At 72.9% G+C, this 25,810-nt stretch carries 28 protein-coding genes; 7 read left to right on the forward strand and 21 right to left on the reverse strand.

Annotation, left to right across the window (positions count from 1 at the left end):
- Nucleotides 1-100: 100 nt before the first annotated feature.
- Entirely contained in the window at nt 101-943 is an 843-nt protein-coding gene (locus tag ABD234_RS02415) for a TetR/AcrR family transcriptional regulator (RefSeq protein WP_344353769.1), read from the reverse strand.
- Between the two features lie 75 nt (nt 944-1,018).
- Here ABD234_RS02415 and ABD234_RS02420 point away from each other — a divergent pair, with 75 nt between their 5' ends.
- Nucleotides 1,019-1,219, forward strand: coding sequence for a hypothetical protein (locus tag ABD234_RS02420; RefSeq protein WP_344353772.1), 201 nt, complete (start codon nt 1,019-1,021; stop codon nt 1,217-1,219).
- Nucleotides 1,216-2,613, forward strand: coding sequence for an MFS transporter (locus ABD234_RS02425; protein WP_344353775.1), 1,398 nt, complete (start codon nt 1,216-1,218; stop codon nt 2,611-2,613). Before ABD234_RS02420 ends, ABD234_RS02425 begins: the two co-directional genes overlap by 4 nt.
- Before the next feature lie 400 nt (nt 2,614-3,013).
- Here ABD234_RS02425 and mutM read toward each other — a convergent pair whose 3' ends face one another.
- The 6 genes from mutM to ABD234_RS02455 form a co-directional block, all read right to left on the reverse strand.
- Nucleotides 3,014-3,967: a bifunctional DNA-formamidopyrimidine glycosylase/DNA-(apurinic or apyrimidinic site) lyase gene (mutM, locus tag ABD234_RS02430; protein WP_344353778.1), complete on the reverse strand. Its 954-nt coding sequence runs from the start codon at nt 3,965-3,967 to the stop codon at nt 3,014-3,016.
- Nucleotides 3,968-3,970: 3 nt separating this feature from the next.
- Entirely contained in the window at nt 3,971-4,723 is a 753-nt protein-coding gene (gene rnc, locus ABD234_RS02435) for a ribonuclease III (protein WP_038370023.1), read from the reverse strand.
- Nucleotide 4,724: 1 nt separating this feature from the next.
- Complete coding sequence (locus ABD234_RS02440) at nt 4,725-5,321, reverse strand: YceD family protein (protein ID WP_344353781.1); 597 nt, start codon at nt 5,319-5,321, stop codon at nt 4,725-4,727.
- A gap of 61 nt (nt 5,322-5,382) precedes the next feature.
- Nucleotides 5,383-5,874, reverse strand: coding sequence for a pantetheine-phosphate adenylyltransferase (coaD, locus tag ABD234_RS02445; protein ID WP_038370021.1), 492 nt, complete (start codon nt 5,872-5,874; stop codon nt 5,383-5,385).
- 9 nt (nt 5,875-5,883) lie between these two features.
- Nucleotides 5,884-6,516 (reverse strand): GNAT family N-acetyltransferase, encoded by a 633-nt coding sequence (locus tag ABD234_RS02450; protein WP_344353785.1) that lies wholly within the window; start codon nt 6,514-6,516, stop codon nt 5,884-5,886.
- Nucleotides 6,513-7,439 carry a helix-turn-helix domain-containing protein gene (locus ABD234_RS02455; protein WP_344353788.1) on the reverse strand — a complete coding sequence of 309 codons (927 nt, stop codon included), beginning with the start codon at nt 7,437-7,439 and terminating at the stop codon, nt 6,513-6,515. Before ABD234_RS02455 ends, ABD234_RS02450 begins: the two co-directional genes overlap by 4 nt.
- Nucleotides 7,440-7,457: 18 nt before the next feature.
- Between ABD234_RS02455 and ABD234_RS02460 the strand changes: the two genes are divergently transcribed.
- Both ABD234_RS02460 and ABD234_RS02465 read left to right on the forward strand, forming a co-directional pair.
- A complete protein-coding gene (locus tag ABD234_RS02460; RefSeq protein WP_344353791.1) occupies nt 7,458-7,910 on the forward strand; it encodes a VOC family protein in 453 nt (150 codons plus the stop codon).
- A 124-nt stretch (nt 7,911-8,034) separates the two neighbouring features.
- Nucleotides 8,035-8,469, forward strand: coding sequence for an HIT family protein (locus tag ABD234_RS02465; RefSeq protein ID WP_344353794.1), 435 nt, complete (start codon nt 8,035-8,037; stop codon nt 8,467-8,469).
- 128 nt (nt 8,470-8,597) lie between these two features.
- Here ABD234_RS02465 and ABD234_RS02470 read toward each other — a convergent pair whose 3' ends face one another.
- The 4 genes from ABD234_RS02470 to ABD234_RS02485 form a co-directional block, all read right to left on the reverse strand.
- Nucleotides 8,598-9,224 (reverse strand): GNAT family N-acetyltransferase, encoded by a 627-nt coding sequence (locus ABD234_RS02470; protein ID WP_344353797.1) that lies wholly within the window; start codon nt 9,222-9,224, stop codon nt 8,598-8,600.
- Nucleotides 9,221-9,829 (reverse strand): TetR/AcrR family transcriptional regulator, encoded by a 609-nt coding sequence (locus ABD234_RS02475; protein WP_038370020.1) that lies wholly within the window; start codon nt 9,827-9,829, stop codon nt 9,221-9,223. The genes ABD234_RS02470 and ABD234_RS02475 overlap by 4 nt, the downstream gene beginning before the upstream one ends.
- 106 nt (nt 9,830-9,935) lie before the next feature.
- On the reverse strand, nt 9,936-10,508 hold the full coding sequence (gene rsmD, locus ABD234_RS02480; protein WP_038370019.1) for a 16S rRNA (guanine(966)-N(2))-methyltransferase RsmD: 573 nt from the start codon (nt 10,506-10,508) through the stop codon (nt 9,936-9,938).
- Between the two features lies 1 nt (nt 10,509).
- Nucleotides 10,510-12,867, reverse strand: a complete 2,358-nt coding sequence (locus ABD234_RS02485; protein ID WP_084148148.1) for an ATP-dependent DNA helicase RecG — start codon at nt 12,865-12,867, stop codon at nt 10,510-10,512.
- A gap of 257 nt (nt 12,868-13,124) precedes the next feature.
- Between ABD234_RS02485 and rpmB the strand changes: the two genes are divergently transcribed.
- Nucleotides 13,125-13,319: a 50S ribosomal protein L28 gene (gene rpmB / locus ABD234_RS02490; RefSeq protein ID WP_084148147.1), complete on the forward strand. Its 195-nt coding sequence runs from the start codon at nt 13,125-13,127 to the stop codon at nt 13,317-13,319.
- Nucleotides 13,320-13,907: 588 nt separating this feature from the next.
- Here the strand turns inward: rpmB and ABD234_RS02495 are convergent.
- From ABD234_RS02495 to thiL, 3 genes are all read right to left on the reverse strand, one after another.
- Nucleotides 13,908-14,990, reverse strand: a complete 1,083-nt coding sequence (locus tag ABD234_RS02495; protein WP_038370018.1) for an NAD(P)-dependent alcohol dehydrogenase — start codon at nt 14,988-14,990, stop codon at nt 13,908-13,910.
- Nucleotides 14,991-15,161: 171 nt separating this feature from the next.
- A complete protein-coding gene (locus ABD234_RS02500; protein ID WP_344353808.1) occupies nt 15,162-15,728 on the reverse strand; it encodes a hypothetical protein in 567 nt (188 codons plus the stop codon).
- Nucleotides 15,729-16,263: 535 nt separating this feature from the next.
- Nucleotides 16,264-17,217, reverse strand: a complete 954-nt coding sequence (thiL, locus tag ABD234_RS02505) for a thiamine-phosphate kinase (protein WP_038370016.1) — start codon at nt 17,215-17,217, stop codon at nt 16,264-16,266.
- 40 nt (nt 17,218-17,257) lie between these two features.
- Between thiL and ABD234_RS02510 the strand changes: the two genes are divergently transcribed.
- Nucleotides 17,258-17,749 carry a DUF3515 family protein gene (locus tag ABD234_RS02510; protein ID WP_038370015.1) on the forward strand — a complete coding sequence of 164 codons (492 nt, stop codon included), beginning with the start codon at nt 17,258-17,260 and terminating at the stop codon, nt 17,747-17,749.
- A 46-nt stretch (nt 17,750-17,795) separates the two neighbouring features.
- Nucleotides 17,796-18,542, forward strand: coding sequence for a hypothetical protein (locus tag ABD234_RS02515; protein WP_038370014.1), 747 nt, complete (start codon nt 17,796-17,798; stop codon nt 18,540-18,542).
- An 18-nt stretch (nt 18,543-18,560) separates the two neighbouring features.
- On the opposite strand, the gene ABD234_RS02520 is transcribed toward ABD234_RS02515, so the two are convergent.
- From ABD234_RS02520 to leuC, 7 genes are all read right to left on the reverse strand, one after another.
- Nucleotides 18,561-19,676: a D-alanine--D-alanine ligase family protein gene (locus ABD234_RS02520; RefSeq protein ID WP_344353813.1), complete on the reverse strand. Its 1,116-nt coding sequence runs from the start codon at nt 19,674-19,676 to the stop codon at nt 18,561-18,563.
- Nucleotides 19,677-19,689: 13 nt separating this feature from the next.
- The gene (locus ABD234_RS02525) at nt 19,690-20,700 is read right to left on the reverse strand and encodes an NAD(P)H-dependent glycerol-3-phosphate dehydrogenase (RefSeq protein ID WP_038370012.1); all 1,011 of its coding nucleotides are present in this window, start codon (nt 20,698-20,700) and stop codon (nt 19,690-19,692) included.
- Nucleotides 20,697-21,431 carry a lysophospholipid acyltransferase family protein gene (locus ABD234_RS02530; RefSeq protein WP_038370011.1) on the reverse strand — a complete coding sequence of 245 codons (735 nt, stop codon included), beginning with the start codon at nt 21,429-21,431 and terminating at the stop codon, nt 20,697-20,699. The genes ABD234_RS02525 and ABD234_RS02530 overlap by 4 nt, the downstream gene beginning before the upstream one ends.
- 2 nt (nt 21,432-21,433) lie before the next feature.
- A complete protein-coding gene (locus ABD234_RS02535; protein WP_084148146.1) occupies nt 21,434-22,099 on the reverse strand; it encodes a DUF2867 domain-containing protein in 666 nt (221 codons plus the stop codon).
- 7 nt (nt 22,100-22,106) lie between these two features.
- Nucleotides 22,107-23,423: a UDP-N-acetylglucosamine 1-carboxyvinyltransferase gene (gene murA, locus ABD234_RS02540; RefSeq protein WP_038370010.1), complete on the reverse strand. Its 1,317-nt coding sequence runs from the start codon at nt 23,421-23,423 to the stop codon at nt 22,107-22,109.
- 174 nt (nt 23,424-23,597) lie between these two features.
- Complete coding sequence (gene leuD / locus ABD234_RS02545; protein WP_038370009.1) at nt 23,598-24,203, reverse strand: 3-isopropylmalate dehydratase small subunit; 606 nt, start codon at nt 24,201-24,203, stop codon at nt 23,598-23,600.
- 28 nt (nt 24,204-24,231) lie between these two features.
- The gene (gene leuC, locus ABD234_RS02550; RefSeq protein ID WP_038370008.1) at nt 24,232-25,692 is read right to left on the reverse strand and encodes a 3-isopropylmalate dehydratase large subunit; all 1,461 of its coding nucleotides are present in this window, start codon (nt 25,690-25,692) and stop codon (nt 24,232-24,234) included.
- Between the last annotated feature and the right edge of the window lie 118 nt (nt 25,693-25,810).

A 25,810-nucleotide genomic window follows, 5' to 3' on the forward strand; every position in this document is an offset into this window, starting at 1 on the left:
GTGCCACCTCCCGAACCAGCCCCAGCAGCGATGCGGCGGGGAACGTCGCGCCGCTGTACGGACCTGTCGTCCGGGCGGGATCGGCGGCTCGAGGTCGAGGTCAGAAGTCGACGAGGGTCCGCATGAACGCCTCGAACTCATCTCCCAGATGCTCGACGTCCGGCTCGAGGATCCATTGGGTCTGCAAGCCGTCCATGGCCGCGACGACGATCCGCGCGGCTCGCTGCGGATCGACGCCCTCCCGGAGTCGCCCGGCCTCCCGGCACGCCTCGAGGATCGCGCCGATGCGCGTTCGCGCATCGACGTAGCGCCGCCGAAACGAATCATGCGCCGGATGGCCCGGGGTGACCGCCTCGCCCGCGATGGCGCAATGAAGCGCGACGATGCCCGGATGCGCTTCGTTGTGGCGCATCAGCTCCACGAGCGCGCGCACGGACTCCACGGGCCGGGATGGGTCCAGCGGGGAGATGTCGAAGCCCCGGTCGTCCCGCAGCTCCAGCACGGCCGTGAGCAGCTCCTCCTTGCTGGAGAAGTAGCTGTAGATCAGCGGCTGGGTCACCCCGATGCGCTCGGTGATCGCCTTCATCGTCGCCCCGCGGAACCCGTTCTCGGAGAACTCGCGGAGGGCTGCCTCCACGATCTCGCGCCGACGCTCGGCGGACTTCGCATAGGGCCCGCGTCTCCGCCGCGGGCCCGGCCCGGTCGTGTCGTCGTCCGGCATCGCGCGGATCACATCCTTCTCGTTCGAGGGTCGCCCGTGGAGACGGTACCGGCCGCGGAGCTGCCCCGGGACACCCAGAACTTTATACATGATTAAGTTTCTATGGTAGTCTGCGGAGAGCCTGCAGCGGACGAGACGTCCACCTCCGCGCCTAGGCGTGACGCGCTGGCCCCTCGCTCCGTCCTCCGCCCGCACCTCCCGGGTCGGTCTGCACCGGCCCATCGGCCCCGCCGGGGCCGCTCGCTCATCGGAACATCTCGTCGAAGGGATCCCGGCTTGCACACGGCCTCTGCGCCCATGTCCGTCGTCATCACCAGGACCGCCACCGTCGGCGCCGACGGGGCCGTCTTCCCCCTGCTCGGAGCACCCACCGAGCCCGTCCGGATCGACGCGATGGGCCTCATCTCGCACCGTCGCGAGCGTCTGCTCGCGTCCGACGAGCGCTATCGCTTCGTCAGCGCCATCAGCACGCTCGACACCACGCAGGCCCCCGCATGACGATCGCTCCGCCCGCCCATCCGAAGACCGCCCTCGCGGTCTCGACCTGCGCATTCTTCCTCACCACCCTCGACATCCTCATCGTGAACATCGCCCTCGCCGCGATGGGCGACGATCTCGGCGGCGGCACCTCCGCTCTGCAGTGGGTCGTCGACGGCTACACCGTCGCGTTCGCCGCGCTGCTGCTCTCGGCCGGCAGCCTCGCCGACCGCATCGGCGCGCGCAGGGCCATGGGAGCAGGCATCATCCTGTTCGGCGTCACCTCGGTGCTGTGCGCCCTCGCCCCTTCGGCGATGTTCCTCATCGCCGCCCGCGCAGGGCAGGGAGCCGCCGCCGCACTCATCCTGCCCGCATCCATGGCGCTCATCCGGGAGGCCTATCCCGACCCCGGCGAGCGCGCCCACGCCCTGGGGATCTGGACCGCCGGCGGAGCGGTCTCCGCCGCTGCCGGCCCGCTCTTCGGCGGGTTCCTCACCATGGTCGACTGGCGGCTCGTCTTCGCGATCAACATCCCCGTGTGCCTCGCGATGCTCGCGATGATGCCCCGGATCGCCCCCTCGCCCCGCCACGAGGGTCGCTTCGACATCGCCGGGCAGCTCCTCGCCGTCATCGCCCTGGTCGCGCTCGTCTACGGCCTCATCGAGGGCGGGGCCACGAGGTTCGCCGACCCGGTCGCGGTCGGCGCGCTCGTGGTGGCGGTCCTGGGCCTGGCCGCGTTCGTCCTCGTCCAGGCACGCGGCGCGCACCCGATGATGCCGCTGTCGCTGTTCCGCCCCCGCGACGTGCGCATCGCCCTGCTCGGCGGGTTCGCCAACATCGGCGCGTGGTTCGGCACCGTGTTCCTCACCAGTCTCTTCCTCCAGCAGGAGCTCGGGCTCAGCCCCGTGGTCGCTGGCCTCGCGTTCCTGCCCGCGGCCCTGGTCGCGCTGTTCGGGAATCTCGGCAGCGGGCCCCTCATCACCCGCTTCGGCCCGCGCGTCCCCGTGGTCTCCGGCCTCGCCTGCGCGACCATCGCGATGCTGCTCATGGCCGCGACCCTCCCCCTGCACAGCCCATGGCTGATCGCCGGCATCGTGGTCATCGCCGCGATCGGTGGGGCCATCGGCATGCCGCCGCTGACCGGCCTCGTCCTCTCCAGCGTCGAGCATGGTCAGGCAGGCATCGCCAGCGCCGTCCTCAACACCTTCCGACAGGTCGGCGGAGCCCTCGCCATCGCCGTCTTCGGCGTCCTCGCCTCCACCGCCGTCACCTTCGAGACCGGTGCCCGCATCAGTTTCCTGATCGCCGCCGTCCCCACCGCGCTCGCCGCGCTGTACGCGCTGCGGATCCCCGGCTCCCTGCCGCGCACGGGAGCCTCCGGGGCGGAACGCGCGGAGACTGCGGTCCGGGACTGAGCCCTGCTGCCCCCGAGTTGTCGCAGCAGCCGGCGCGTCACCGCTCTCGTCGTCTCAGGCACGGAGCCGCCGGGATCATCGGTCAGTGGTGAGCCGGCCGCGCAGCCAGCGCCGTCCCGCTCCGGAGACTTCGTTCTCGGGAGGGAACGGACGGGGCCGACTCGTCGAGGCAGCCGAGGGATGGCGGCGAGTCACGGTCGCATCGATCCCCGATCCCGCCGCGCCCCGACGTCGTTCGGAGGGGGCGATCGAGGTGCATGCACCTGATCCGGTCGCGGCGGGACTCAGCGACCGAGTTCCCGCGTCGCCCAGGCATCCAGGACGACGGCGATGGGCCGTACGTCGACGGAGTCCAGATCGGGGCGGCATGACGATCGGGGCGAGGTGCGGGCGATCGACATCACGAGCGTTTCCGCTGGCAGGCCGGGCAGAAGTGGCTGGACCGGTTCATGAAGGACACACGTCGGATCGCCGTCCCGCAGCGGGGGCACGGCTCCCCCTCCCGTCCGTAGGCCGACAGCGAGCGGGCGAAGTACCCGCTGCGCCCGTCCACGTTCACGTACAGCGCATCGAAGCTCGTCCCGCCGACCTCGAGCGCGCGGCGCATCACGGCGGCGGTGGCCTCGAGCAGCGCCAGCGTCCGGGCGCGGCTGACGCGCGACCCGGGGGTGTCGTAGCGGACCCGCGTCTCCCAGAGGCCCTCGTCGGCGTAGATGTTGCCGATCCCGGAGGCGATCTCCTGGTTCAGCAGCAGGGACTTCACGCTCGCGCTGCGGCTGCGGATCCTCGCGGCGACGGCCTCGAGGTCGATCGCGGGGTCCAGCAGGTCGCGGCCGATGTGCGCGGCGTCCGCGGGGAGCAGGGCGTCGTCCCCGCCCATCCCGGCGATCTGCCCATCGGATGCCATGACCAGCGGCGACGTCCAGAGTCCGCCGAAGATCCGCTGGTCGATGAAGTCGACGAGGGTGCCGTCGTCCAGGCGCAGGGTGATGCGACGGTGGCGCAGCGGGTCGGGGCGCGGCCCGCTGGAGGCTGCCACGGCATCCGATGACCCCGTGTCGCTCTGCGCATCGGCCCCGCGGACCCGCAGCTGCCCGCTCATGCCCAGGTGCGTCATGAGGGCGACGCCGAGGTCCTCGCCGTCAGGATCCTCGAGGCGCCACCACAGGAACTTGCCGCGCCGCACGAGGGCGGCCACGCGCACGCCGCGCAGCTGGTCGGCGAGATCCGCAGGGCCGCCCGCGTGCCGGCGCGCGGCCCGCGGCTCGAGCACCTCGACCTCGGCGATCGTGCGGCCGATGACGTGCGGGGCCAGGCCCCGGCGGACCACCTCGACCTCGGGCAGCTCGGGCATGCCTCAGCCCTTGGGCAGCAGCGGCTCGCCGCGCTCGGCGAGGACGGTGCGCACGGCGTGCTGGGCGGCCAGCAGCTCGGCGTCCTTCTTGGAGGCGCCGTCGCCGCTGGCGGTGACGATCCCGGGGACGGTCACGGTGGCGGTGAAGATCCGCTCGTGCTCGGGGCCGGAATCGGTGATGACGTACTTGGGCACGAGCCCCGTCTCGGCGGCGATCTCCTGCAGGCGGGTCTTGAAGTCGTAGCCGGCCTCGAGCACCTCGTCGGATTCCAGCAGAGGGCGCAGCAGCTCGAGCACGAAGCGGCGCGAGACGTTCTGCCCGCACGCCAGGTGCACCGCGCCGATCACGGCCTCGGTGGTGTCGGCGAGGATCGAGGCCTTGTCCCGGCCGCCGGAGAGGTCCTCCCCGCGGCCCAGCTTCACGTAGGCGCCGAGGTCGATGCGCCGGGCGATGAGCGCGAGGGCCCGCGTGTTGACCGTCGCGGCGCGGCGCCGCGCGAGGTCCCCCTCGGGCAGGGTCGGGTGCACGGTGTACAGCTCCTCGGTGGCGGCGAGCTGCAGCACCGCGTCGCCCAGGAACTCGAGGCGCTCGTTGTGCGTGGCCAGGTCGTTCTCGTAGGCGAAGGAGCGGTGGGTCAGGGCCAGATCCAGCAGCCCGGACTCGCGCAGGTCCGCGGCCTGGGCGCCGTCCAGCGGGAGGCTCGCCAGGAGCACCTCGGCGTCGGCGGCCGGGGTGGAGCGGCGGCGCCGGGCCATCTCAGGCGTCCCCGCGCGTGCCCGTGCCCGGATCGCCGTCCGCGTCCTCGTCCTCGAACAGGCCCTGGAGGGCGGCGAAGCGCGGGTCGATCACCTCGTGGTGATGGTCCGGGTCGTCTTCGAGGCGGGCGCCGCACTGGGCGCACAGGCCCGGGCAGTCGGGGCGGCACAGGGGGCGCTCGGCGGCGTTCACGGCGAGGGTGTCGTGGACCAGCGGGGCGAGGTCGATCTCGTCGCCGTCGAGGGTGACGATGTCGTCCTCCTCCGCGCCGGCGGGGACCTTCTCGGGGTAGGTGAACAGCTCGTCGAGGCGGGCGTCGACGTCCTCCTCGACCGGGTCGAGGCAGCGGGAGCATTCGCCGACCAGGTGCGCCTGGACGGTTCCGGAGACGTAGAGGCCCTCGACGACGGACTCGATCTGCCCGGAGACGTCGATGGGGTCGCCGGCGGGCACGCGCATGGCCAGCGAGCCCTCCTCGCCGGTGGCCCGGGCGGTGCGCTCGTAGGGACGGTGCGCTCCGGGGCGGCCGATCAGGTCGACGACCTCGAGGCGGAGGTCGGACGCAGGGCCTGCGGAGCCGGTGGGTGCAGGTGTCACGGGGTGCTCCTGTTCGGGTCGGGGCGCGGTTCGGCGCGGGCGGGGCCCGCGGGGCCGACGGTCAGGATACGGCCGCGCGGATCGCGCGGGCTGCCGCAGGCGGGAGCATGTCGTCGACGTCTCCCCCGAGCTGCGCCACCTCGCGCACGAGGCTCGAGGAGATGTGCGACAGCGCGGCGTCAGTGAGGAGGAAGAGGGTGTCGATGCCGGCGAGGTGCCGGTTCATCCGGGCCATCTGCTCCTCGTAGGCGAGGTCGAGCTGGGAGCGCAGCCCGCGGACCACGGCGCCGGCCCCGACCTCCCGGCAGAAGTCGACCAGCAGCCCGCGGGGAAGGGCCTGGGAGCGGACGGCGCCGTCCAGGCCCTCCGCCGCCAGGGTCTCGTCGATCACGGCGCGGCGCTGGTCGAGGTCCAGCAGGCCCTTCTTGCTGGGATTGTGGGAGACCGCCACGATCACGTCGTGCCCGAGCGCGGCGGCGCGCCGCACGAGATCCAGGTGGCCCAGGGTGAAGGGGTCGAAGCTGCCGGGCAGCACGACGGTCGACTGGCTCATGGAGCAAGCCTAGTCGTCGGCACCGTCGCCCGGCGTCCCCGCCGGGCCTCCCGGCGCCGCGGGATCGTAGAACTCGGAGGCGAGCAGGGCGTAGGTCAGCGCGTCCAGCCAGCGCCCGCTGCGGTGCAGGGAGCTCTCGCGCTCCCACGCCTCGCGCCGCATGCCGATGCGCTCCATGATGCGCCAGGAGGCGGTGTTGTCGGCGAAGCACACCGCCTGCACGCGGCGCACGTCCAGCCCGTCGAAGGCGATCTCGAGCAGGGCCGCCGCGAACTCCGTGCCCAGCCCCCGGCCCTGGTGGGCGGGGTCCAGCACCCAGCCGAGCTCCGCCTCGAGGCCGCGGGCCTGCGCGGCGACATCGGCCTGGGACCACGGGGTCTGCCGGTGGATCTTGCCGACGGCGATGATCTCGTCCTCGTGCAGGCCGACGACGGAGCTGTCCAGCAGCTCGAGCCAGCGCTCCTGGTGGGCGGCCTCGTCCGTGGGCAGCACGGTGGTCCATTCCTGCACCTCGGGGCGCCGGTACCAGGGCCAGATGGCGGCGGCGTCCTCCGGGCGGCCGGGCCGGATCTCCAGGCGGTCCGTGCGCTGGGGCCAGGAGAGGTCGTCCAGGCGCGTCTGCTGCGTCGCGTCCGTGGTCATGGCTCGAGGGTATCGCCGCCGGCGGCCGTCCCCGGGGACGCCGGGCCCGTGCCCGCCCGGGCCGCGCCGCGGGTCCCGGCGGCGTACCGCGCCGGCGTGCGCCCGGTGACGGCGCGGAAGTCGCGGATGAAGTGGGACTGGTCGAACCAGCCGAGATCCTGGGCGAGCGCGGGGATCTCGCGCGGGTCCCCGCGGTCGATGGCGGCGACGGCGTCCATCACCCGCGAGCGCATCAGCATCCGCTTGGGGCCGATGCCGACGTGCCGGTCGAACATGCGCTGCAGCGAGCGGGCGCCGATGCCGGCCCGGTCCTCGAGCTCCGACAGGCGGCTGATCTCGCTGCGCTCGAGCAGCGCGAGGATCCCGAGGAGCTCCTCGTAGCCATCGGGGTCGCGGGGCTCGCGCGCCAGCAGCCAGGCATCCAGCATCCCGGCGGCGCGGACGGCGTCCTCGGGCAGGTCCGCCGGCGGGAGGTCCTCGCCGAACCAGTCCGCGGCCGGGATCGTCCGGTCCCTCAGGGGCCGCAGGTCCCGGGGCATCCGCGCGGCGGGCACGAGCGCTGCGGCTCCGCCGATGCGCAGCTTCACCCCGACCACGCTGCCGGTGCCCAGCAGCGACACCTGGAACAGCTCCCGGGAGACGGGACCGGTGATCCAGGTGCCGGCGCCGTCGGTGCCCGCGCGGGCCACGCCGCCGCGCTCGAGCGTGAGGTTGATCGACGGCTCGTCGACGGTGACCACCGGGAAGATCTCGTCCTCGCCGAGCTGCCAGCGCACCGACCAGTAGCGCTCGACCCAGCGGGCCAGGCGCGAATCGGGCGGCGCGAAGTCGTATCGGGTGCGGGCGCGGAACTCCTCGGGTCCCAGCACATGGCCGTACATGTGCTCGGGTGTCGTCTTCGTCCAATCCATCGGCTCGGCCATGGTGGAAGTCTGGCAGGCATGAACACCGCACCTGCCGATGACACGACCACCCCCGCCGACGCCGCCCCGCAGGACGCCGCCTCGCAGGAGGCCGCCTCGTCCCCCGACCCGGTCGCCCGGCTCGCCATGATGACCCTGGATGCCGCCGAGACCGCACCGATGGCGGCGTTCTGGCATGGCGTCCTGGGATGGCCGATCTCCTACCAGGACGAGGACTACGCCATGCTCACCGGACCCAGCAGCGCCCTGGGCATCGGCCGGATCCCGGACTTCCAGCCGCCGGCCTGGCCGGACGCGGGCATCAAGCAGTACCACCTCGACCTCGCCGTGACGGACCTCGAGGCCGCCGCGGCCCGCTGCGTGGAGCTCGGGGCGACGCGCCCCGCGCAGCAGCCGGGCAGCACCTGGATCGTCCTGCTGGACCCGGCCGGCCACCCGTTCTGCCTCACCGACGCCTCGGCCTGGGGCTGATCGGGCGCGGACGCGGTTCCGCAGGCGCGGGGCGACGCCCCGGGGTGACGCCGGTTCTCATCGAGGCGTGCTTTCCTGCGGCGACACGCCGACCTGCGACATACCCGCGTGCCATCATCGGCCGATGACCACCGACGGCTGTGTCTTCTGCCGGATCGCCGCACGGGAGCTCGATGCTTCCGTGGTGCTCGAGTCGGCGACTGTCCTGGCGTTCCTGGACGCAGACCCGGTCACGCCAGGTCACGTCCTGGTCGTGCCCAGAGCTCATCTGCCGACGCTGGCAGATCTGGACGAGGACATCGCAGCCGAGATGTTCCTGGTGGCCCGATCGGTGGCGGGCGCTCTTCGACAGTCATCGCTCCGATGCGACGGCGTGAACCTGTTCTATGCCGACGGTGAAGCCGCGTTCCAGGAGGTGCTCCACTCGCACCTGCATGTCTTCCCGCGCTTCGAGGGCGACGGCTTCACGATCGAGGCCGGATGGGGATCGAACCCCCAGCGCTCAGAGCTCGACGCTCACGCCGCAGAGATCCGAGCCGCGCTCGAGGGCGGGCCCTGAGCTGATCGCAGACGCGCGAGGACGGCAGACGGAGCAGTGCCGCCTCGACAGTCGATGTCGGGCGAGTCGCAGCGGGGTGCCGGACCTCGTCGGTGCTCCGGCGCGGCCGCCGGACATCGGCACGGTCATCAGCGGGGGTCGGGAGACGCGTCCGCGTCCTGTCGGCGCTCCGCGGGACGGCACGTCATCGAGATGTAGGACGAGAAGCCGGCCCATCGGGCGAACCGCACCGGGCGGGCGGCCGATTCCTCGAAGCCGAGCTTCCGGTAGAGGCCCAGCGCGGGCGCATTGGTGTCCTTGATGTCGCGCAGGACGAACTCCTCGTACGGCAGGCGCAGCAGCTCCTCCATCAGCGCGGTGGCGACCCCACATCCCTGGAAGGCCGGGGCGGTCGTGACGAACCCGATCTCGGCCAGGCCCGGCCGCGCCTCGGGATGGGCGCCGAGGAACTGGCTGCGCACGATGTGGTAGCTCACCAGGCCGTGCCACGGCCCGAGCCGGCGCTGGAAGGTCCGGCGGTCGGGGGCGAAGCACTCCTGGTCGCCCACGGTCACCGAGGCGATCGCCGCCGGCGCGCCGTCCACGAGCGCGACGTGGAAGCGCTCGGGCAGGAGCATGTGCGCGAAGGCGTCGCCCAGCACCTGCGGGTCCTTCGAGAAGTAGGCGAAGTCCTCGGCGAAGCCGCGGACCAGGACGTCCGCCGCGGCGCGCCGCGCGTCCTCCCCCAGCTCGTCGGCCCGGCGGATCTCGATCATGGGTGCTGCCCTCCGGTGAGAAGGCGGAGGACGATGTCGACGTCGGGCGCATCGGCCCCGTCGCCCATGACCTGCCGCATGGTCGCGATGCCCGACAGCATCGCGCAGTAGTGCGCGGTGGTCTGCTCGGCGTCTCCGGAGGCGAACTCGCCGCTGCCCTGCCCGCGCCGCACGAGCTGCGCGAAGGCGCTCCAGAGGCTCCGCTGCGCGCGGGCCAGGCGGCGTGCCGCACCGGGCGGCGTGTCGGTGAGGACGGCCTGGTTGATCACCAGGAAGAACTCCCTCCCGCCGTGCTCGCCCGCCAGATCGTCGAGGAAGGTGGTCGTGAAGTCCCGGACCAGCGCGAGGGGCGGCCCCTCCCCTGCGAGGCGTTCCGCGGCGGCGACGAGGCCGGTCGACGCCTGTGCGAGGAGGTGCTCGAAGAGCTGCTCCTTGCTGGCGTGGTGGCGGTAGATCGAGCCGATGCTGAGCCCGGCCTCCGCGGCGATCTGCCGCATGGAGGCGGCGGCGAAGCCATGCCGCGCGAACACCCGGACGGCTGCGGTCTCGATCGCCTCCTGCGTCGCAGCGCGGAGCACGTCGTTCTGGGCGGGCGTCCGCGGCATCGCACCTCCAAGGAATGAACAGATGTTCACTCTATGGGGCAGGCGTTCCGTCGGCAAGGGCCCCGGGCGCCTCACGAGGCCGCCATCGATCCCGCGGCGGATGCGTCTAGGACGGGCCGCCGTACTGCAGGATGGTCTCCCCGTAGCTCTTGGTGCCGTCGTCCGTCCAGTCCTCGGGCCAGGCGACGGGGCGGCTGCGGCTCGAGCGCTCGATCACCACCAGCGCGTCCTCGCGCAGGGCGGGGCGGAGCGTCTGCAGCATCTGCTCGAGGTCCTCCGTCGGCAGGTCGTAGGGCGGGTCCAGGAACACCAGGGAGGCGCGGACCTCGGGCGCGGTCGCTGCGGCGGCCAGCTGCGCGGCGACCTGCTCGGCCCGGCCCGCGCGCACCTCGCATCGCGGGGCGAGCCCCAGACCCGCGGCGGTCTCGCGCAGCCGTCGCGCCGTGGGGGCGTGCATCTCCACCAGCAGGGCGCTGTCCGCGCCGCGCGAGAGGGCCTCGAAGGCGAGGGCGCCCGTGCCGGCGTACAGGTCCAGCACGCGGGCGTCCGCGATCGCACCCCATCCCTCCAGCCGGGAGAACAGCGCCTCGCGGACGCGGTCGCTGGTGGGGCGGGTGCCCTTCCCGGGCGGACCGGGGATGGTCCGGCCCCCGAGGGTCCCGGCGATGATGCGGGGCATCTCAGCTCCTCTCGACGTTCGGGTCGGCGTCGCGCAGCCGCTCCTCGACGGCGCGTGCGAGCTGCGGCTCGCCCTCGAGGCGCGGATCGGCCGCGACGATGTCCTCGGCGTCGGCGCGCGCCTGCTCGATCAGCCGCACATCGCGGACCACGTCCAGATAGCGCAGCGTGCGGCCGAGACCGGACTGCTCCTCGCCGACGAGGTCGCCGCCGCCGCGGTGCTCCAGGTCGAGCTCGGCGAGCTCGAAGCCGTCGTGCGTGGCCGCGACCCGGGACAGGTGCTGCGAGGCGGGCGAGCCCTCCTCGGTGCGGGTGGCGAGGAAGGCGATGCCCGGGTGCTCCCCGCGGCCGATGCGCCCGCGCAGCTGGTGCAGCTGGGACACGCCGAACCGCTCGGCGTCCAGGACGATCATCACCGCGGCGTTGGGGACGTCCACGCCCACCTCGATCACCGTCGTGGCCACGAGCATGTCGAGACGGCCCTCGACCATCCTCGCCATCGTCTCCTGCTTCTCCTCGGCGCTCTGGCGGCCGTGCAGCATGCCGATGCGCAGGCCCGCCAGCTCGGGGCGCTGCGCCAGACGGGCCGCGGTCTCCACCACTCCGCGCGGGGGCGCCTCCTCCTCGCCCTCCGGCGCGGGCTCGGCCGACAGCGCCGACCACAGGGGCGCCGGAGCGTCACCGCGCCCGCGGCGGCGCGAGGAGCCTGCCGCGGGCTCCTCCTCGATGTGCGGGCACACCACGAAGACCTGCCGCCCCGCGGCGACCTCCTCCGCGGCCCGCTGCCACATCCGCGCCTCCCACGCCGGCCGGCGCTCATGGACGACGAACGACGTCACCCCGGGCCGGCCGCCCGGGGACTCGCGCAGCGAGAGCACATCGAGGTCCCCGACGACAGCGAGGGCGGCGGTGCGTGGGATCGGCGTCGCGGTCATGACGATCACGTGCGGGCTGCGCCCCGCCGCTCCCTTGGCCCGGACCCGCCGGCGATGATCGACGCCGAAGCGCTGCTGCTCGTCGATCACGACGAGCGCCAGGGAGGCGAACTCGACGCTCTCCGAGAGCAGGGCATGGGTGCCGATGACGATCCCCGCCTCCCCGCTGGTGATGTCGAGCATCGTGCGGCGGCGCTGGGCGGTCCGGCTGGAGCCGGTGAGCAGGCGCACCGCCGTCGCCTCCGGATGGGCGTCCAGCTGCCCGGCCCGGCCCAGATCGCCCAGCAGCGTCGTGATGGTCCGATGGTGCTGCTCGGCGAGGACCTCGGTGGGCGCCAGCAGCAGCGCCTGATGGCCGGCGTCGACGGCCTGCATCATGGCGCGCAGGGCGATCACCGTCTTGCCCGAGCCCACGTCTCCCTGCAGCAGGACGTTGGTGGGATGGTCCCGGCCCAGGTGGGCGGCAAGGTCCTCGCCGATGGCGCGCTGGCCCGCGGTCAGCTCGAAGGGCAGGCGGGCATCGAGCAGCCGGGCACGCGATCCCCCTGCGGGCAGGGGCGGCGCCGGGGTGCGCGCGTCCAGCGCGCGGCGCAGGGCGAAGATCGTCTGCAGGACCAGCGCCTCCTCGAACAGCAGCGTCTCCCGACCCCGGGAGACGTCCTCGAGGGAGCGCGGCGTGTGCACCAGGCGCATGGCGTCGGCGAGGGGATCCAGGCCTCGGGCGCGGCGGATCCGCTCCGGGATCGCGGGGATCAGCAGGCCGGCGCTGTCGACCGCGGCGCGGAACGCCTCCTGCATGGTCTGCTGGGTGGCGCTGCGCCGCAGCGGGTAGATCGGCAGCGGCACCATCGCCTCCCGATAGGAGGCCTCGTCGTCGACCAGCACATAGCGGGGATGGACGATCTGGGGCTCGCCCGCGTCCGAGGAGGTGCGGAACTTGTCGGGGCGGAAGGAGACCGTCCCGAAGACGACGATCCGCCGGCCGGGGCTCAGCCGCTGCCGGTGCCAGGCGACCAGGTGCTCCTTGGACAGGAAGAACGTCAGCGTCAGCGTGTCGCGACCATCGGAGACCACCACCTCGAGGATCGAGCCGGGACGGCTCCGCATCCGCCGATCGCTCGCGCCGACCACCTCGACCAGGACGCTCACGTCGTCGCCCTCGCGCAGTGCGTGCAGCGAGTGCACGGGGCCGGGGACGACGTAGCGGCGCGGGAGGATCCGCAGCAGGTCGTCGAGATGGCGCGGGTCGAGCTTGCGCGCGGTGGTGAGCAGCTTGCCCTCGAGCACCTCCTCGAGGGGGACGTCTCCCCTGCCCGAGCGGTGCTCCCTCCATTGATCACCGATCAGGGTGTAGAACTCGTGCTCGAGCAGCGGGTCGTCCAGCTGCTCCCGGCGCGGCTGTCCCCGGCGCGGCGGCGTGGCCATGTCTCTCCCCTCTGCTCGCGGCGGGCGGCGGCGTATCGTGGTGATGTGCCCGCCGACCGGCGAGGACGTCCGCTCCATCGTGCCACCCGGCACCGACCCTGTGTCTGAATCCACAGGCCGTGTCCGGCCGCCGCACTTCGCTCCCACCGGTCGAGGGGATATAGTTCTGGGGTTGCCTTGCGCGCCTGCTGGGCAGGCAGCCCCCCGCCGTCCGGCGACGAGGCACCACCGATCATTCGATTTCTCAGGAGACAACAGTGGCTTCCACGTGTGACATCTGCGCCAAGAGCCCGAGCTTCGGCAAGAGCGTGTCCCACTCGCACCGCCGCACCTCGCGCCGCTGGAACCCGAACATCCAGTCCGTGCGCACCGTGATCAACGGTACGAGCAAGCGGGTCAACGTCTGCACCTCGTGCATCAAGGCCGGCAAGGTCGCCAAGCTCGGCGCCTGACCTGCGACTGACCGCATCGCGCACGCGCCCTCGTCCTTCGGGACGGGGGCGCTTCGCTGTGCCTGGCGCCGCAGAGGGCCCGCTCCTGCCCCTCTCCCGGACCTGCGAGCTTCCGCACCGCCATCGCGAGCAGGGCTCGACACTCGCCTCTGGGGGGTCATGAACAGCACTTATTTGCTGTAGATTCTCTAACGCGCAGAATTCCCTGTTCCGCACCGGGGCTTGTACGACCCTGCCGCAGCACGGCGAGCGCCGATCGGGCGAGGCGACGTGGTCGCAGCGGCATCGGACGGAGCGATCCCGTCGCGACCGGATCGAGCGGGATGATCCCGTCGCGACCGGATCGAGCGGGATGATCCCGTCGCGACCGGATCGAGCGGAGTGATTCCGTCGCGACCGGATCGAGCGGAGTGATTCCGTCGCTACGACAACGAGCGGAGTGATCCCGTCGCTTCCCGGCGAGGAAGCGACGGGATCATTCCGCTCGTGTTCGAGGCGACCACGTCACGCGCTCCTCCCGAGGCGGGACGGCGCCGGCGGGAGCGCGGTGCGCGCAGATGCGTCGCGACCGCGCTCCGCGATGCGCGGTCAGACCGCGACGGGCTCGGCACCCTCGAAGGTGGCGGTGTCGATGACCACGCGGAAGTAGACCTCGCCGGCGACGACGCGGTCGTAGGCGGCATCGACCTCGTCGATGCCGACCGTCTCGATCTGCGCCGCGATGCCGTGCTCGGCGCAGAAGTCGAGCATCTCCTGGGTCTCGGCGATGCCGCCGATGTTGGAGCCGGCCAGCACCTTGCCGCCGCCGATCAGCGAGCCGAAGCCGAGGGTCTGCGGGGCGGGCGGCAGGCCGACCACGGCCATCACGCCGTGGGGCGCGAGCAGGCGCAGGTAGGAATCCACCGGGATGTCGGCGCTGATCGTGTTGAGGATCAGGTCGAACTCCCCGCGATGCGCCTCGAAGAAGCCGTCCTCGCTCGTGGCGAGCATCCGACCGGCCCCGAGGTCCAGGGCCAGCTGCTCCTTCTTGCGGCTGCGGGACAGGACCGTGACGTCGGCGCCCATGGCGGCGGCGATCTGCACGCCCATGTGGCCGAGGCCTCCCAGGCCCAGCACGGCGACCTTCTTGGCACGGCCGGCGACCTTCTCGCCGGCGCCCCAGCGCGCCAGGGGCGCGTAGGTGGTGATGCCCGCGCACAGCAGCGGTGCGGCGACGTCGAAGTCCAGCCCGTCGGGGATGCGGCACACGAACCGGCGGTCGACCACGACCTTCTCGGCGTAGCCGCCCTGGGTGATGGTGCCGTCGACATCGGTCGAGTTGTAGGTCCCGACATTGCCGTTGAGGCAGTCCTGCTCCTGGCCGGCGACGCAGGACTCGCAGGTGCCGCAGGAGTCGACCATGCAGCCCACGCCGACGCGGTCGCCGACGGCGAAGTCGGTCACGGCGCTGCCGACGGCCGAGACGACGCCTGCGATCTCGTGGCCGACGGTCAGCGGGAAGTGCGCCTCGCCCCACTCGTTGCGGATGGTGTGGATGTCGCTGTGGCAGATTCCGGCGGCCTTGATGTCGATGACGACATCGTCGGGCCGCGGGTCGCGACGTTCGATCTGGGCCACGCGGAACTGCTCGTCAGGGCCGGTCTTCTGCAGGGCCTTCACGGTGATGGGCATGGGGTCGCCTCCCGGGAACGGGGTCGGATGGGAACCTGATCAGGCTACTCCTCGGAAACACCGCGTGGGGCGGGCCGGGATGCGCGACCACGGCGCGGCCGATGGCCGCTCAGCTGCCCTCGAATCCGTGCACGAAGGAGACGGTGAACGAATGGCCGTCCTGCGTGCACGTCACGCCCCGCTCCTGGTCGACCGTGCACGCGGCGCCCCGCGCATAGAGGATCTGGCCGTACTCCAGCGGGACGAAGGTTTCTCGGGGTCGATGAGCTTCTCGGCGGCGCTGATCGGCTCCGGCGGGGAGTCGGCCCGCATCGCGACGCCGTTCGCCTCGATCATGGCTCCTCCGTCCGCCAGCACGGACGTCCCCGGAATGTCCTTGTGTCCCTCGCACTCGACTCCCGGCCTGAGGCCGTCACCCGGGTCGTTCGTCGGATTGTCGATGATCGCGCAGCTCCAGGTCCCGCTCGGGGAGATGAAGCCCCATTGGACCTCCTTGCGGCCGTAGCCCGAGGTCGAACGACCCGTCGGCGTGACGATGGGTCCGTCGGACGGGAGCTCGGTCGCGGCGTCGATCGTCATGATCGCCGCACCGTCCTTCTCGCACCGCGAGGAGTAGGTGTCGGGCTCGTAGCCCATCCTCGCGAAGAGGATCGGCTCGCAGGCCCACCCGTCGACCTCGAGGTCCTCGCCGGGCACTCGTCCCGGCGCCGGTTCCGCGTCGCGCTCGTAGGCGGACATGACCTTCGTCGCCTCCTCGCACGGGACGTCCCCCTGGGCGATGACGAGCGCCCAGCCGGCTTTCTCGGAGCAGCGTCGGCCCTCCGGTGTCCTCTCCGGCGCGCTCGGTCCGGCCGCCGTGCTGCTCGGCGACGCCTCGGCGCCGCCGGCGTCGGACGGCGCGCTCGGTGCCGGCTCCGTCTGCGCGGATTCCGCAGTGCCGGCCGCGGTCGGCGTCGTCACCGGCTCCGCACCGGGACCGCAGGCGGCGAGGAGCAGCGCCAGCGAGGAGACCAGCAGAGCCCCCGATCGATGTGCTCGGGGCCCCGGCGCCCCGCTCTCCCTGACGATCGGCCGGCTCTCCCCCGCGATCGGCCGGCGGTCCATGGTGCGATTGCTGACGTGCCCGAACATCCCTGCCCCTGTCTCGTGATCGGTCCCCCCGCTGATCGGCGCGACCACGGCTCGACCTTATCCGGATGCGCAGACGCTCCACAGCGCACCGACGCCGAATGGGGACGACGGGATGGGGACGAAGGGCGACCGGACCGGTGGATCAGGCGAAGTGGTCCCAGCCCTCGCCGGGGATCTCCGCACCGTCCAGGAGCACCGCGGGCGTCGCTGCCGCGGGTCGTTCCCTGACGGTCCCGATGGCCCGGAAGCCGGGCGGGACGCTGCCGGGCGCGAAGGCGGCGAGCATGGCATGCTCCTCGCCGCCGTGCAGCACCCAGTCCCAGGCGTCGGCGCCGAGCTGCGCGGCGGCGCCGTCGAGGGCGGCGGCATCGGCCGCGAGTGCCTCGCGGTCCAGGTCCAGCAGGACGCCGCTGGCCTGGGCGAGACGGGTTCCGTCGCGGACCAGGCCGTCGGAGAGGTCCATCATGGCGTGCGCGGTGCGGCCGGTGCCCCAGCCGAGGGACAGGTCGGGATCGGGGGCGTTGTGCCAGGGCACGTGCTGCCCGGCGTGGTCCCCGGCGAGCAGCTGCGCGAGACCGGCCGCGCTGCGCCCGAGCTGCTCGGTGCCGATCGCGAGCACGTCCCCTGCCCGCGCCCCGGAGCGCTGGACGGCCGGGGCGTCCCCCTCGAGGGCCCCGACGGCGGTGACGGTGATCGTCAGCTGCTCGGAGCGTCCGAGGTCGCCGCCCACCACGCTCGTGCCATGTCGGCCGCAGCGCTGGGCGAGACCGCGGCTGATGCCCTCGAGCACGGCGAGGTCCGTGGACTCGGGGGCGTTCAGCGCGACCACGACGGCGCGGGGCCGCGCCCCCATGGCGGCGACGTCCGCGAGGTTCTGCACGGCGGCCTTGGCGCCGATCCATGCCGGCCGCGTCGCGGGGAGCAGGAAGTCCTGGCCCTCGACGAGGGAGTCGGTGGTGATCACCAGGCGCGGGCCGGGCAGGCGCACCACCGCGGCGTCGTCGCCGGGGCCGACCTCCACGTCGCCGCCCTGGGCGAAGTGCGGGAGGATCGCCGCGAGCAGTCCGGATTCGTGCAGGTGAGCGATGGAGGGCATAGGAGAAGTGTGCCCCAGGCGGGCCCGGTACGCTCGGAGGGTGCGCCTCGTCCGACCCCGCCTCTCCGCCCTGGCCGCCCTGGCCCTGCTGGCCCCCGTCCTCGCCGCCTGCGGCGCGACCACGGTCCCGGCCGGGCCCGATGCGGCGGACCCCGCCTGCGCGGACATCGTCGTCGGTGCGCCGCAGCAGATGCTCGGCCAGCCGCTGCACGAGACCGACAGCCAGGGGACCCTGGCCTGGGGCACCGGGGAGGACACGATCGTCCTGCGCTGCGGGGTGACGCCGCCGGGGCCGACGACCGATCTGTGCACGACCCTGGCCGACTCCTCCGGCCGCGAGGTCGACTGGATCGTCCGCGAGGAGGACGGCATCGTCCTGTTCACCAGCTTCGGCCGGGTGCCCGCCATCGACATCTCGGTGCCGCGCTCGGTCGCGCCGGACCAGCCCTCCGCCGTGCCCCTGGAGTTCACGCAGCTCATCTCCGCGATCCCCGCGACGTCGCGCTGCATCGGCCCCGGCGACGCCGCATGATCGCATCGGTCCCCCGCCCCCGCCCCCGCCCTGAAGGAGATCGCCCATGAGCACGCCGAGGCCTTCCGACGTCGGCGGGTCGGAGCCGGGCCCGGGCGGCGGCTCCCTCGGCCCGTCCCCGCAGGGGGCGCCGGGCCCGACGACGACCGGTCGCGCGGGCTGGTGCCTCGCCGGGGCGTGCGCGGTGATGCTGGTGGGAGCGCTGGGGCTGGGAGCCGCCGGCTACGGGGTCTGGACGACGCTGCGAGACCAGGAGACGGTCACCAGCACCCGTCCTCCCGCCGCCCCGGTGACCGAGGACCCGGAGGAGGCGGCGGCCGTCCCGGACCCGACCACCGATCCCGCCGCGACCGCTGACCCGGTCCCCTCGCCCGACCGGGACCCCGACCCCGGGGCCGATGAGGCGACCGCCACCGAGCCTGCCGTCGTCGGCGCGGCGGAGGTGGAGCTCGTGGTCACCGATGTCGTCGAGGTGGATCGGATCGAGACCGCTGCCGGCACGGTCATCACCCCGGAGAACGGGGTGCTGGTCACGGTGCACGTGGACATGACCAACCACGGCGGGAGCGTCATCGAGCCGAGCATCGACGCGATCACGGTGCGCGACGGCGACGGGGCCCTGCACCCGGTCCGGGTGCTGTCGTTCACCACGGACTCCGCCGGGTTCGCGCCGGGGGCGACCGTGACGCTCGAGGTGACCGTCGACGTCCCTGCGGGGACCCGGATCGCGGAGGTCGGCTACACCGACCCCGAGCTCACCGGCGGGCAGGAGCTGATCGCCCTCGTGCCGTGAGCCGGCCGCAGGGCGAGGTCATCGCAGGCCGATGCGACGGGTGCGGGCCTGCTCGACGAGCTCGGTGATCAGTCCGCTGTACTCGAGCCCCATGTTCTCCCAGAGCACCGGGAACATCGAGTAGGGGGTGAAGCCGGGCATCGTGTTGACCTCGTTGACGAGGATCGCGCCGTCCGCCGCGACGAACACGTCGACCCGGGCCAGTCCCTCGAGGCGCAGCACCTGGAAGGCGCGCGCGGCGATGTCGCGGATCTCCTCGAGGACGGCGTCGCTGAGCTGCGCGGGGACCTGGATCTCCACGGTGCCTTTGCCGAAGTACTTGGACTCGTAGTCGTAGAAGTCGAGGTCCTCGCCGATGCGCACCTCCCCGGGGATGGTGGTGCGGGGCTCCTCCCCCGCAGCCGCCTGCAGCACGGCGCACTCGACCTCGCGGCCGCTGACGCCCTCCTCGATGAGGATGCGGGGATCCTCCGCGAAGGCGGTCTTCACGGCGTGCTCGAGCTGCGCGGGATCGCTCACCTTGGTCACGCCGAGGGAGGAGCCGGCGCGGGCCGGCTTGACGAACCAGGGCAGCTCGAGGGTGCGGGCCACCGTCTCGGTCACGTGGTGGGCCTCGCGCGCCCAGCGGTCCTCGTCGATGGTCACGGCGCGGGCCGTCGGGATGCCGGCGCGGGTGAGCGCCGCCTTGGTGGCGCCCTTGTCCATGCACAGCGCGGAGGCGAGCACGCCGCTGCCCACGTAGGGGATGTCCAGCAGCTCGAGGGCGCCCTGGACGGTGCCGTCCTCCCCGTACGGCCCATGCAGCAGCGGCAGGACCACGTCGACCTCGGCGAGGGGCTCGACCCGGTCCTCGCGGATCACGCGCAGGGCGACCTTCTCCCCCGGGCCGACGGCGCTCGGCGGAAGCAGCACCTCCGGGCCGGTGCCGGAGACCTCCGGGGCCTTCCCGTCGACCAGGGTCCAGGCCTCCGGGTCGTCGGAGACGTGCACCCAGCGACCGTCCCGGGTGATGCCCACGGCGATCACGTCGTAGCGGCTGCGGTCGATCGCGCCGAGGATGCCGCCGGCGGTCACGCAGGAGATGCCGTGCTCGCCGCTGCGGCCGCCGAACAGGAGGGCGATGGTCGTGGTCATGGGACGAGACTAGTCACTCGGGCCGGACGGGACGGGCCAGCAACGCCGCTGTGACATCCTCGATACGCGCCCGGTGGTCGACCACCTCGACGACGGCGCGGGTGATGGGCATGTCCACCCCCAGGCGCTGCGCGAGGGCCGCGACGGCGCGGGCCGTCTCCACGCCCTCGGCGGTGCGTCCGACCTCGGCGGCGGCCGCCTGCACGTCCAGGCCGCGGCCCAGCGCCGCACCCAGGGAGTGGTTTCGCGAGAGCGGGGAGGCGCAGGTCGCCACGAGGTCCCCCATGCCGGCCAGGCCCGCGAAGGTGGCGGCCTCCCCGCCGAGCGCCACGCCCAGGCGGCTCATCTCGGCGAGCCCGCGGGTGATCAGGCTGGCCCGGGTGTTGTCGCCGTACCCCAGCCCCGCTGCGGCGCCCACGGCGATGGCGACGATGTTCTTCACGGCCCCGGCGACCTCGACGCCGATCACGTCGGAGGAGGTGTAGGTGCGCAGGCTCGGCCCCTGGCACCAGCGGGCGACCTGCTGCGCGACGGCCTCGTCGTGGCCGGCGACGACGCTGCCGCAGGGCTGGCCCTCGGCGATCTCCGCCGCGAGGTTCGGGCCCGAGAGCACCGTCACCTGCGACGGGTCGATGCCGCCGGCCTCGACGAGCACCTCGCTCATGCGCAGGTCGCTGCCGCGCTCGATGCCCTTGGCGAGGGAGACCACGGGCACGGCCGGCAGCGCGCCGTCCATCCCCGGGGCGGAGCGCCAGGCGCGCAGGCTCTCCCGCAGACGCTGCGCCGGGACCGCGACGACCAGGGCCGATGCCCCCTGCGTCGCCTCGGCGATGTCGCTGCTGGCGCCGATGCCCGCGGGCAGCTCCCGCGCCCCGAGGTAGTCGCGGCAGCGGTGCTCCTCGCGGATCTCGCGGGCGAGCTCCTCGCGGCGCGCCCAGAGGGTCACCTCGTGCCCGGCACGGGCCAGCAGGAGCGCGAAGGTGCACCCCCAGGACCCTGCCCCCAGGATCGCGAAGGCGGTCATGGTCGTCCCTCCTCGGGTCGGTGGTGGTCGCCGCGCGGGTCGTGGACCGCGGCGGGAGGCTGCTCGCCGCGGATCCCGGCCAGCATCGCCGTGATCCGCGCCATCAGCTCGGCGGTGACGCGCTCGGCGGCCTGCTTCTCCGACTCGCCCGGGGCGCGCACGACCGCGAACGGCTCCCCCACCTGCAGCGTCAGGGGCCTGCGGGGGCGCGGCAGCGCCGCGCGCGGCCGCCAGAACTCCCGCGATCCCGCGCAGGCGATGGGGATCAGCGGGGCGCCGCTGCGCAGGGCCAGTCTCGCCGCCCCGAGGCGGGCCCGCATCGGCCAGCCGTCGGGGTCGCGGGTGTACGTGCCCTCGGGGAACAGCATGATCAGCTCGCCGCGGCCCAGCGCCGCCTCGGCGGCGGAGAGGGCATCGGCCGTGCGGGCGCTCCCGCGGGCGACCGGGATCTGCCGCGAGGAGCGCAGCAGGGCCCCGAGCACGGGCACGGCGAACAGGGAGGACTTGGCCAGGAACCGCGGGGCGATCCCGTGGGCCTGCAGCAGGTGGCCGTAGGCGATCGCGTCCCAGGGGCCGGCGTGGTTGCCGCAGGCGATCGCCGCCCCCTGGACCGACAGGTTCTCGGCGCCGATCCAGGTCGGCGGCGCCAGCAGCCGCGACAGGGGGCGCAGCACGAGCTGCGCGAGATCGATGACGACCCCCGCCCGCCGCTCCGGGGGACGTCGGGTCATGCTCAGACCCCTGCGGTTCCGCCGGGGCCGCGACCGATGGCGCGCTGCGCGCCGTGGCCGACCTTGCGCGCGGCCTGCGCGGTGATCGAGCGGGTCGCACCGGCGCCGCCCGCGGTCACGGCCCGGCGCCGCACGGTGGTGGCGGCGCGGCGGGCCAGGGTGTTCACGGCCGCGGCGTGCATGAGGCGCCGCGGGGCGAAGGCGAGGCGTCCCCGGATGCTGCGGTACTTCACGGCCGTGGTGACCTGGAGCAGCTCTCCGCCGGGCAGCAGCGCCACGCCGATGCGGACGCTGAGGTTCTCGTCGTCGTCCCGGATCAGCGCCTCGCCCCCGCGGACCTCGTCGCTGACGTACTCCTTCTGCGGCGGAGGGACCATGTCGAACAGGCGCACCGCCTCGTCCCGCAGGGCCAGCAGGCCCCGCTTGGACAGCGGCGTGTTCTCGTGCGAGAAGATCGCCTCGGCCCAGACCCGCGGGTCCGGCTCGTCGACCCCGCGGGTGGGGACGATCACCACGTCGCAGTAGTCCGGCACGGGGATGTCGCGCAGGGCGAGGGAGGAGGCGGCGCCGTGGCCGACGCCGCCCTCGCGCGCCGCGCTGTCGGCGGGATCCGCGGCGATCACCTCGGGCTCCGCGCTGTGGCGGGTGTCGGGGGCGGTCTCGCTCATCGGGTCCTCAGTCCTCCCAGTACTCGGCGCCCAGCGCCGTGAGCTTGTCGCGGAAGCTCTCGTAGCCGCGGTCGATCAGGTCGATCCCCCGGATGGTGGAGACGCCCTCGGCGCCGAGCGCCGCGATCAGGTACGAGAAGCCGCCGCGGAGGTCGGGGACGGTGATGTCGGCGCCGTGCAGCGCCTTGGCCCCGGAGATCACGGCGGAGTGGTTGTAGTTGCTGCGGCCGAAGCGGCAGCTCGAGCCGCCCAGGCATTCGCGGTAGACCTGGATCTTGGCGCCCATGTCGTTCAGCGCGCTCGTGAAGCCCAGGCGGTTCTCGTACACCGTCTCGTGGACGATGGAGATGCCCTCGGCCTGCGTCAGCGCGACCACCAGCGGCTGCTGCCAGTCGGTCATGAGCCCGGGGTGGACGTCGGTCTCCACGGCGATCGAGCGCAGGGGCGTGCCGGGGTGGAAGAACCGGATCCCCTCCTCGGTGATCTCCATCCCGCCGCCGACCTTGCGGAAGACGTTCAGGAAGGTGGCCATCGGCTTCTGCTGGGCGCCGCGCACCATGACCGAGCCCTTGGTCACCAGCGCCGCGCAGGCCCAGCTGGCGGCCTCGATGCGGTCCGGGATCGCCACGTGGTCGAAGCCGCCCAGGCGGTCCACGCCCTCGATGGTGATGGTGCGGTCGGTCTGCAGGGAGATGATCGCGCCCATCTTCTGCAGCACGGCGATGAGGTCCTCGATCTCCGGCTCGACCGCGGCGTTGGTCAGCTCGGTGACGCCCTTCGCACGGACCGCCGTCAGCAGCACCTGCTCGGTGGCCCCGACGCTGGGGTACTCGAGGTGGATGCGGGTGCCGTGCAGCCCCTCGGGCGCGGTGATGTAGATGCCCAGCTCGCGCTTGTCCACGTGCGCGCCGAACTTCCGCAGCACGTCGAGGTGGTAGTTGATGGGACGGTCGCCGATCCGGCAGCCGCCGAGATCGGGGATGATCGCCTCCCCCAGGCGATGCAGCAGCGGACCGCAGAACAGGATCGGGATGCGCGAGCTGCCGGCGTGGGCGTCGATGTCCACCACGTGCGCGCGCTCCACGGCCGAGGGGTCGAAGCGGATGGTGCCGGTCTCGGCATCGCGATCGACCTGGACGCCGTGGATCCGCAGGAGCTCGGAGACGATCGACACGTCGCGGATGTCCGGCACGGAGCGGAGCACGCTCGGCTCCTCGCCGAGCAGCGAGGCGACCATCGCCTTCGAGACGAGGTTCTTGGCGCCGCGGACGGTGATCTCACCGTCCAGGGGACGCCCTCCGCGCACGTGGAATGTGTGGGTCATATCGTCCTTGGAATGGGCTCAAGGTCCCCGGGCAGGTCCCGGCGACGACCGGATCACCATACCGGAGCGGGCCCGTCGCGGTCTGGGACCCACGGCACATCGGGATGCTTCCGACATGCGGATGCGGGGGCTCCGAGGGGAGCCCCCGCATCCGTGGTCCGTCGGCGGGACGCGTCAGTCGGCGATGCGCGCCGGCAGCGTCTTGGGCATCCAGGCGGGGCGCCGGGCCTCGAAGGCCTCGATGTCCTCCAGGTGCCGCAGGGTCAGGCCGATGTCGTCCAGGCCCTCCATGAGGCGCCAGCGGGTGTACTCGTCGATGTCGAAGCGGAAGGTCGCATCGCCCGCATGCACCTGCTGGGAGACGAGGTCCACGGTCACCTGCGTGCCGGGCTGCTCCTCGAGGATCTTCCACAGCTGCTCGATGTCGTCCTGCGCGAGCTGCGCGGCCACCAGGCCCTGGTTGCCGGCGTTGCCGCGGAAGATGTCGGCGAAGCGGCTGCACAGGACGGCCTTGAAGCCGTAGTCCCGCAGCGCCCAGACGGCGTGCTCGCGCGAGGAGCCGGTGCCGAAGTCCGGGCCCGCCACGAGCACGGAGCCGGAGCGGTAGGCGTCCTGGTTCAGGACGAACTCCGGGTCCTTGCGCCAGGCGGAGAAGAGGCCGTCGTCGAAGCCCGTCTTGGTGACGCGCTTGAGGTACACGGCGGGGATGATCTGGTCGGTGTCGACGTTGCTGCGGCGCAGCGGCACGCCGATGCCGGTGTGGGTGCTGAACTTGTCCATCAGGGTCTCCTTGTCCGTGCGGGCGCGCTCAGGCGGTCTTCTGCTCGCCGGCGGCCGCGGCGGCGGGGCGGGAGTCGACGTCGATCGGGTCGAGGTCCAGCGGCGAGCTGAGCGTGCCCCGCACCGCGGTCGCCGCGGCGACGATCGGGGAGACGAGGTGGGTGCGCCCGCCCTTGCCCTGGCGTCCCTCGAAGTTGCGGTTCGAGGTCGAGGCCGCGCGCTCCCCGGGCTTCAGCTGGTCGGGGTTCATGCCCAGGCACATCGAGCAGCCGGCCTGGCGCCATTCGGCGCCGAAGGCCTCGAAGATCTCGTGCAGGCCCTCCTGCTCGGCCTGGATGCGCACCCGCGCGGAGCCGGGGACGACGAGCACCCGCACGTCGGGGTGCTTGGTGCGCCCCTGCAGCACCTCGGCGAAGGCCCGCAGGTCCTCGATGCGGCCGTTGGTGCACGAGCCCATGAAGATGGTGTCGACGCGGATGTCCTTCAGCGGCGTGCCGGGGACCAGGTCCATGTACTCCAGCGCCCGCTCGGCGGCGGCGCGGGAGGTGTCGTCGGTGAAGTCCTCGGGGGCGGGGACATCGGCCGAGAGCGGCAGGCCCTGGCCCGGGTTGGTGCCCCAGGTGACGAAGGGCTCGAGCTCGTCGGCGTCGATGACGACCTCGGCGTCGAAGGTCGCGTCGTCGTCCGAGCGCAGGGTCTTCCAGTAGGCGACGGCCTCGTCCCACAGCTCGCCGGTCGGCGCGTGCGGGCGGCCCTTGACGTACTCGAAGGTGGTCTCGTCCGGAGCGATCATCCCGGCGCGGGCGCCCGCCTCGATGGACATGTTGCAGATGGTCATGCGGCCCTCCATGGAGAGGGCGCGGATGGCCTCGCCGCGGTACTCCAGGACGTAGCCCTGGCCGCCGCCGGTGCCGATCTTCGCGATCACCGCGAGGATGATGTCCTTCGCGGTCACGCCGGGCTTCAGCGTGCCGTTGACGGTGATGGCCATGGTCCGGAAGGGCTTCAGCGACAGCGTCTGGGTGGCCATCACGTGCTCGACCTGCGAGGTGCCGATGCCGAAGGCCAGCGCGCCGAAGGCGCCGTGGGTGGAGGTGTGCGAGTCGCCGCAGACGATGGTCACGCCCGGCATGGTCAGGCCCAGCTGCGGCCCGACCACGTGGACGATGCCCTGGTCCACGTCCCCCAGGGAGTGGATGCGCACGCCGAACTCCTCGGCGTTGCGGCGCAGGGTCTCGATCTGCGTGCGGCTGGTGATGTCCGCGATCGGCTTGTCGATGTCGATCGTGGGGGTGTTGTGGTCCTCGGTCGCGATCGTCTGGTCCAGGCGGCGCAGCGGCCGGTTCTCCTGGCGCAGCCCGTCGAAGGCCTGTGGACTGGTGACCTCGTGGAGGAGCTGGAGGTCGATGTACAGCAGGTCCGGCTCGCCGTTCTCGCCGCGGCGCACCACATGATCGTTCCAGACCTTCTCAGCGAGCGTCCCCGCCATCTCGGACTTCCTTCCTCGCGTCTCGGACGCGCCTCGCACGACCGGGCCGGGGGCCGCGGTGCCGAGGAATCTTCATTGGGGCGTGATCCCGCCCCGAGGCCCTGGTCGGGCCCGCGGA

The sequence above is a fragment of the Brachybacterium phenoliresistens genome, from assembly GCF_039530785.1.
GTDB classification, from domain to species: domain Bacteria; phylum Actinomycetota; class Actinomycetes; order Actinomycetales; family Dermabacteraceae; genus Brachybacterium; species Brachybacterium phenoliresistens.